The organism is Streptococcus sp. 1171_SSPC, assembly GCF_001069335.1.
GTDB classification, from domain to species: Bacteria; Bacillota; Bacilli; order Lactobacillales; family Streptococcaceae; genus Streptococcus; species Streptococcus xiaochunlingii.
In genome coordinates, this window is sequence record NZ_JWAK01000021.1 from 22,367 (window position 1) to 28,884 (window position 6,518).

A 6,518-nucleotide genomic window follows, 5' to 3' on the forward strand; every position below is an offset into this window, starting at 1 on the left:
AGCTTACTTTTTTATATTTGATAAATGGTAAAATATAGTGCAACAAAAAACTCATAGAGCCCAATCTCGTGTAAACTGTAAGTAACCACACTAAACAGAACACGGGAGAAATCTGTAAGCTACCATCATATTACCATAATTGAGCGAATTAAGATAGAGACTTACCTAGAATTAGGTCTCAAACCCTGCCAAATAGCTAGAAAATTAGGCGTTCACAAATCAACCTTCTCAAGAGAATTAAGTGTGGTAATGACACTTACTCTGCACAAGCAGCACAAACACACAATGAACAATTGGCGAAGCAGAAGGGAAGAAAATCGAGTTAGACTCCTGTGAATTGAAGTAGGAAATTAAAGAGCGATTACAATCTTCATGGTCTCCAGAACAAATTTGTAGTCGTTATCAACTTGAAAATAGGTCCATGGTGTCCTTCAAAATCCAATTTGTAAAATTAAGCTAGAAAAAAGCATCTCGTATTTTTGATACGAAATGCTTTTAATAAATGTAAATAAGTTTTAACGTTTACTAAATTGTGACGCTTTACGGGCCTTTTTCAAGCCTGGTTTGGCACAGTTGGATTTCAGGTACTTTCAGTTTAGCTTTATATCAACCATCATCAAAATCCAACTATTTTCTTATTTTAAAAAATATGAATAAGTTTGATTGAATGAGGGAATTTCTTTAATTTTTTTCTTAGCACCTATAAGTTAATAATACTATTCTTTAAATTATAGTTTATAATTATCTGATGTTTCAATGACCACAAAACAAAGTACAGCGAATCACTTCCTTTAGTCAAACATATAACTGAACAACATTGTTTATCTTCCTGCACTTTCATATTTTTTCAATCCTTTTCTAAAAATTGTACGACTGATAATAATCAAAAAAACTGTAAAAACTATTTGATAGAAAAATAGGTTCAATGTATCTTTCCCTAAAAATATTAATACTGCAGGATTGGCAATTAATAAATTGGGAACAAATAACATAGTGATCAATCTGTTAATACCTGTAAAAATATTATATGGATACTTAGAAATTCCAATATAATTCAAAAATACATCTACTTTTGAAAATTTAGTTGGGAACCAAAATGAACTAATCGTTATTAGAAACCAAATTGAATAATATATAATACAACCACACATTAAAGAAAGGATATAAAATAATATTTTTAATGAATTTAAATGTACATTTAAATTTCCATAACTTATAAAAATGATCGCAAGACCAAAAAAAGTATTCACGAATTGAACTAAATTAAATGATCTAAAAATATAGAACAACTGAGTATCAAACGGCCTCAATAAAATTTGATCCAAGTTACCACTCAAAATATCTGATTCTAAAATTCCCATACTTCTAATTAATAATCCCATCATAACTCCATCTACAATAGTGTAGGAACCTACCAAAAATAAAATTTGATAATAGTCCCAACCATTAAAAGAGTCTATGTTTAAGAAAATCAATCTAAAAAATACAATAGGTAAACCAATCCACAGTATCGACGAAAATAGACCACAAAAGAAGTCAAAATGAAAATTCATATCAGATTTAAAACCAAAATGAAGTAGCCTAAAAATTACTTTTATTCTAAACATTTTATCCTCCCACATTTGAGAAGTGCTCCACTCCTTTTCTCAATATGAATCTTGATATAATATAAAAAATGATGCACCAAATCAATTGAATACAAATAATTCTCAAATAGTCTATTAATTTATATGTATCATTACTAAACATCTGAAGCGGTTCATATACTAAGTATTTAAAAGGTAATACATCTAAAAACAGACGAAAATTATTTGAAAAAAAACTTAAAGGCAATAATATTCCTGATAAAAACTGAATTACTATTTCTTTAACAGTAAGGACAAAAAATATATTTTCTAACCAAAAAGAAAGCATACCTACACAACATGATATTAAAAACCATAGAACCATAGATAGAATAATTGCAATACTTCCTAAAATAAGAATTTCAATGGTTAATAACTCATTCTTGTAATAAACACTGGAGAATAAAATGACAGGAATGATGATAAATAATAAATGAGCAAGCCTATCTCCAAGCATTTTACAAAAATAATACTTATAAAAAGTAACAGGTTTTATTAATATGCTAAAAAAATTTCCTGAATGAACATCGTCATTGATTTCCCAATCAACTGGATAAAAAATAAAATATGAAAAAATTATAGTCCCCAAATAGTATTGAACCATTGAGGTAAAATCATATCCTGCTATATTTATCTGGTTACTCTGATATATATACGTCCATAAAAATACTGATATCATAATTTGTATACTTGCCTGTAACATTAACAATAGTACACTTGATTTATAGTTCAAAATAGATCGAAATGATATCAGAATAATAGACATTTCTTTTTTCAATTGTGCTCCTTTTTTGTAAAATAGTTTTGTAAAATAATTTCTTCTAAAGAAAGATTTGATATTTCAAAATCTTCTATATCTACAAGCTTATTGATTGATTCTAATGTCTCAAAGACAAAATCTCTAGGTATTTTTAGTATACATTCCGATTTTGTTTGAGAAATGACTACTACTCCTTTAACAGAGCATAACTCTGGTACCAAATCTAATGTCATTTTTATCTTTAAATATTTAAAATCAGAAAATTTAGATAAAATAACATCCATTGACTCCTGCAAAATAATTTTTCCTTTGTCAATGACGATTAATTCGTCACAAACAGACGAAATATCATCCATATCATGACTCGTTAAAATAATAGTAGTATGACATTCTTCATTCATTTTCTTTAAAAATGTTCTGATATCTTTTTTAGACTGTATATCTAACCCTATAGTAGGCTCGTCTAAAAATAATATTTCCGGACTTGTTAAAGATGCCGCGATAAACTCCATTTTCATTTTTTGTCCAAGAGAGAGGGTCCGGACCTGCTGGTAAAGCTGATCTTTTACATTCAACAAATTGCTTAATTCCTGAATTCGTTCTTGTAAAATCGCCGGTTCTACCTCATATAAAGTACCAATCAATTGAAAATAATCCATAGCCGAAACATCTTGAAATAACTGTAATTTATTTCCTACTACTATTGAAATTTTTTTTCTAAAATTTATACTTCTTTTAAATGGAATTTCTCCATTCACTTCTAATTTTCCGGAACTAGGATAAAGAGTCCCAGTCAACATTTTAATCGTTGTGGATTTACCAGCTCCATTACTCCCAATAAAGCCAACTATACTCCCTCTCTTAATCGTAAAACTAATATCTTGAACAGCTCGAATCGTTATTTGATTACGTTTCAAAAATCTCTTGATAAATGGGAGTCTTGAATCAAAATTATAAAAATTTTTAGATAAATTCTGAGCATTAATAACTATTTCACTCATATATCTCTCCTTTCGATAAAATATATTTACTTGTACTTTTTCCATACTTTACCAAAATGCTAAAGATTGAGCTAAAATCTTCGGGATGGGTAAAATAATATTTGTCTTTAAAAAGTTTCTCAAAACCTTCAAGGCGATTATTGAAATCATTAAATTTTGTATTGTCTAGCTGGTTGAATGTCTCTTTAATATCCATAAACTTTCTCCGTGATTCTTTATTTCACTTTATAAATAGAAGAGTGTCTATATATTTATAGATCCTCAAGGACTTGCATTTTATCAAGTATAAGTAGAATAGTATGTAAGGGTTTACATATTCATATTATATGATTGTTTAAGGAATCCGTCAATTTTCCACATTATTATATGACAAAATGTATTTTTTAAAAATGCAAAAAATCTATGAGCAAGATGTTTGACTTCCTTTTTTAAAGTATATATATTTATATTAACCTTAGAAAAGAAAGAATGTTTGAACAGATATTCAATAATAATTACTTTTTTTAAAATTAAAATTCGAACTTTAAATTTTTATCTTTTTTATATTATTGAGTAACCTAAATTGCCCAATTTGTAAAATTTAGCTAGACAAAAAAAGACATCCAAGAGAAATTTCTTAAATGTCTGTAAACGTTGATATAAGCGTGTTGATTAACGTTTTGATAATTGTGATGCTTTACGAGCTTTCTTAAGACCTGGTTTGGAAAGTATGAGTTTCAATTGGACTAAAAATAGCTTTATATCAACATTTAGAAGATTTTGATTGCTTATTAATTTCAAAAAATTTTAAATAGTTTGTTTGAAATGGGGAAATTTGTTATTCTTATAAAGAGCCATCTAATTATTTACTTAGCCGATCATTTATAAAACTGGTTGCTATACTTTTAATTACTTCCAAAGTCAAAGGCAGAGCATTTTCTTTGATACTATTCTTAGTCCTATTCCACATGGTATTTTCTCTTATTTTATCTAGAAAATCATGCCCCTCTCAAGTCAAAGCACCAACACTAAAATGATAGATTCTATTACTAGCATAAATTGGTTCATAGCTTTTTATTAACCCCGCTTCAAACAACAAATTGCAATGGTAGGTTACGGTCTCCATATCGTATCCGTCAATTTTTAAATTAAACAACGCAGTTGATTTATAATCATTCTCAATTTTAAAAAGTATTAAACGACATAAATCCATATCTCTCTTCATATTAATAACCTCTACACTGTGACATATATTCATAGTGTACAACTTGTTAATAGAAGGGTCAAGTGATGAATCCGTTGATTCCATCAAAAAATACTATTTTCTTACTAATAGGACTGTTAGGATATTTTATTTAATCATAAATTCCAATTCCCTTTTTAAAATCCTGTGTTCTTTATTAAATCCAAATTTTAAAATTAAGCTACACTCTGATTCTTCAGTTCCAATAATTTATCATTTGATTGGTAACCATTGTTACCTTCTGCTAATAAGATAACTTCTTCTCTATCTGAGTGGTGGTAAGAATGGCATATATATCGAAATTCTTCGAAATATATGCCAACCTGCTATGCTCCATCAACTCAAAACTAGGCATCACTTGGTTCGATTCAATACGCGATAAGTGCGTTCTTTTTTCAATTTGCTTTGGCTAAGAAAACGATAAAATCAAGCACTATAAAAACCAGTAGAAGTTACCCTAACACGGATTTCCACTGGTTTTTACGTTTGTTATACTAACGACTTTTCCGACTTATTTGATAAGAATACAGGATTGGAATGGGAACAATGGCGAGGATGACCAGCACCAACACATAAGAAAGCGCGAAATGAAGGCCTGCGTCAAGTAGAAGGATCAAACCTCCGAGGACCCACAACTTTCCTGCCAAGCGATGGGTTTTGTGCCAGTTATCTTCACTCTGTAAGGTCCAAGGGAGGCGGATTCCAACCGTGTGATTTACTTTTAGCTTAGGCATATAATTGCCCATCATGACAAAGATGAGACCTAGCAAAGCAGAAACAAAAATAGAAGGATTGGTCGTAGAGCCTAGCGCCTTACTATAGATGAGATAGGAAAGACTTAAGGAAACGATTGGAGTCAACCAGTAGATCACTTTTCCCATTTTCTCATTCATAGTTTGATTCTTAGGATCGCGTGAGGTTACGAAAATCACAAACAGATGCACCAAGAGAAGGAAAATAGGAAGACCAATCACAGCCAGTAGTTTCGATGAGAAGCTATTGGCCTGACCTGCAAAGTTGAAGTGAATGGGGATTTGGTTAGGCAGCTGCGACCAAATCATCACTCCCCAAAGTATGGGGAAAAGTATCACAATAGAAGTTAATAGTAATAGTTTTTTATTCATTTTCATCAGTAGAATCTCCTTTCAAATCAACGAGCCAGACCATTAAATCTTCTAAGACAGAAGTATTGAGTTCATAGTAGATAAAATTCTTTTCTTTTTCTTCTCGAATTAAATCCGCCTGCTTGAGAATACTTAAATGATGGGAAATGGTCGGTCCTGCTACATCAAAGTGGCCAACGATATCACCAGCAGATAATTTCCCCGCCTTTAGCAGTTCTAAGATACTTCTTCTTATCGGATTTGATAAAGCTTTAAATGTTTGCGCAAAATTCATTCTCTATCTCCTCTAATCTATTTAGATATCTTTCTAAATAGATTGTACAACTCCACTATTATTTTGTCAACTCTATTTAGAAAAATATCTAAATAGGTCCATCTTGAATCTCCTTACGACCTGCTAGGAAGATGCTGTTGCCAGTAGGAATGTTGTTTTAGAAGACAAAAAACCTCTAGCCATTAGCTAGAGGTTTCGATTTAGTCAGGTTTATTGATTTGAAAGTTTACGTTTCAATAAGATAGCACCTGATAGAACAATTGCTCCTAGGACAATGAATCCAGTAGCTGCGACTTCACCTGTACTTGGGAGAACTTTCTTACGACCTTTGCCGTCGCCGGTACCTTCAGTTGTTGAAGATGACGGAGTTGGTGTTGGAGTAGTCGTTGAAGTTGTAGTCGGTTCTTCACTTGTAGTAGTTGTAGTTGTAGTTGTTTCGCCTGTAGTGGTTGAAGTGGTTGTATCTTCTTTGGTTGTTGTGGTAGTTGAAGTTGTAGTCGGCTCTTCAGTTG

The 6,518-nt window shown here is 30.8% G+C and carries 7 protein-coding genes and 2 pseudogenes; 1 reads left to right on the top strand and 8 read right to left on the bottom strand.

All coding sequences use genetic code 11. The annotated features are described in order from the left end of the window. Nucleotides 1-129: 129 nt before the first annotated feature. Nucleotides 130-436: pseudogene (locus ADF75_RS10895) on the top strand (IS30 family transposase); the annotation flags it as partial. Between the two features lie 385 nt (nucleotides 437-821). On the opposite strand, the gene ADF75_RS04285 reads toward ADF75_RS10895, so the two are convergent. From ADF75_RS04285 to ADF75_RS04320, 8 genes and pseudogenes are all read right to left on the bottom strand, one after another. Next, nucleotides 822-1,607 carry an ABC transporter permease gene (locus ADF75_RS04285; RefSeq protein WP_003013947.1) on the bottom strand — a complete coding sequence of 262 codons (786 nt, stop codon included), beginning with the start codon at nucleotides 1,605-1,607 and terminating at the stop codon, nucleotides 822-824. A 1-nt stretch (nucleotide 1,608) separates the two neighbouring features. After that, complete coding sequence (locus tag ADF75_RS04290) at nucleotides 1,609-2,403, bottom strand: ABC transporter permease (RefSeq protein ID WP_048789277.1); 795 nt, start codon at nucleotides 2,401-2,403, stop codon at nucleotides 1,609-1,611. Next, nucleotides 2,400-3,386, bottom strand: coding sequence for an ABC transporter ATP-binding protein (locus tag ADF75_RS04295; RefSeq protein WP_003010129.1), 987 nt, complete (start codon nucleotides 3,384-3,386; stop codon nucleotides 2,400-2,402). The genes ADF75_RS04290 and ADF75_RS04295 overlap by 4 nt, the downstream gene beginning before the upstream one ends. Beyond that, complete coding sequence (locus tag ADF75_RS04300) at nucleotides 3,379-3,582, bottom strand: hypothetical protein (RefSeq protein WP_003010127.1); 204 nt, start codon at nucleotides 3,580-3,582, stop codon at nucleotides 3,379-3,381. The genes ADF75_RS04295 and ADF75_RS04300 overlap by 8 nt, the downstream gene beginning before the upstream one ends. Before the next feature lie 645 nt (nucleotides 3,583-4,227). Further along, nucleotides 4,228-4,674: pseudogene (locus ADF75_RS10795) on the bottom strand (DUF2513 domain-containing protein). 428 nt (nucleotides 4,675-5,102) lie between these two features. Further along, nucleotides 5,103-5,738 (bottom strand): SdpI family protein, encoded by a 636-nt coding sequence (locus tag ADF75_RS04310; RefSeq protein WP_048690684.1) that lies wholly within the window; start codon nucleotides 5,736-5,738, stop codon nucleotides 5,103-5,105. Beyond that, nucleotides 5,725-6,006: an autorepressor SdpR family transcription factor gene (locus tag ADF75_RS04315; protein ID WP_048690681.1), complete on the bottom strand. Its 282-nt coding sequence runs from the start codon at nucleotides 6,004-6,006 to the stop codon at nucleotides 5,725-5,727. Before ADF75_RS04315 ends, ADF75_RS04310 begins: the two co-directional genes overlap by 14 nt. 210 nt (nucleotides 6,007-6,216) lie before the next feature. Further along, nucleotides 6,217-6,518: LPXTG cell wall anchor domain-containing protein (locus ADF75_RS04320; protein WP_048789278.1), on the bottom strand; the 302-nt coding region annotated here is incomplete at its 5' end.

Bases quoted from the DNA above. Each gene is read 5' to 3' on its own strand.
- ADF75_RS04315 (WP_048690681.1), bottom strand. From the start codon at position 6,006: ATGAATTTTGCGCAAACATTTAAAGCTTTATCAAATCCGATAAGAAGA.
- ADF75_RS04285 (WP_003013947.1), bottom strand. From the start codon at position 1,607: ATGTTTAGAATAAAAGTAATTTTTAGGCTACTTCATTTTGGTTTTAAA.
- ADF75_RS04310 (WP_048690684.1), bottom strand. From the start codon at position 5,738: ATGAAAATGAATAAAAAACTATTACTATTAACTTCTATTGTGATACTT.
- ADF75_RS04295 (WP_003010129.1), bottom strand. From the start codon at position 3,386: ATGAGTGAAATAGTTATTAATGCTCAGAATTTATCTAAAAATTTTTAT.
- ADF75_RS04300 (WP_003010127.1), bottom strand. From the start codon at position 3,582: ATGGATATTAAAGAGACATTCAACCAGCTAGACAATACAAAATTTAAT.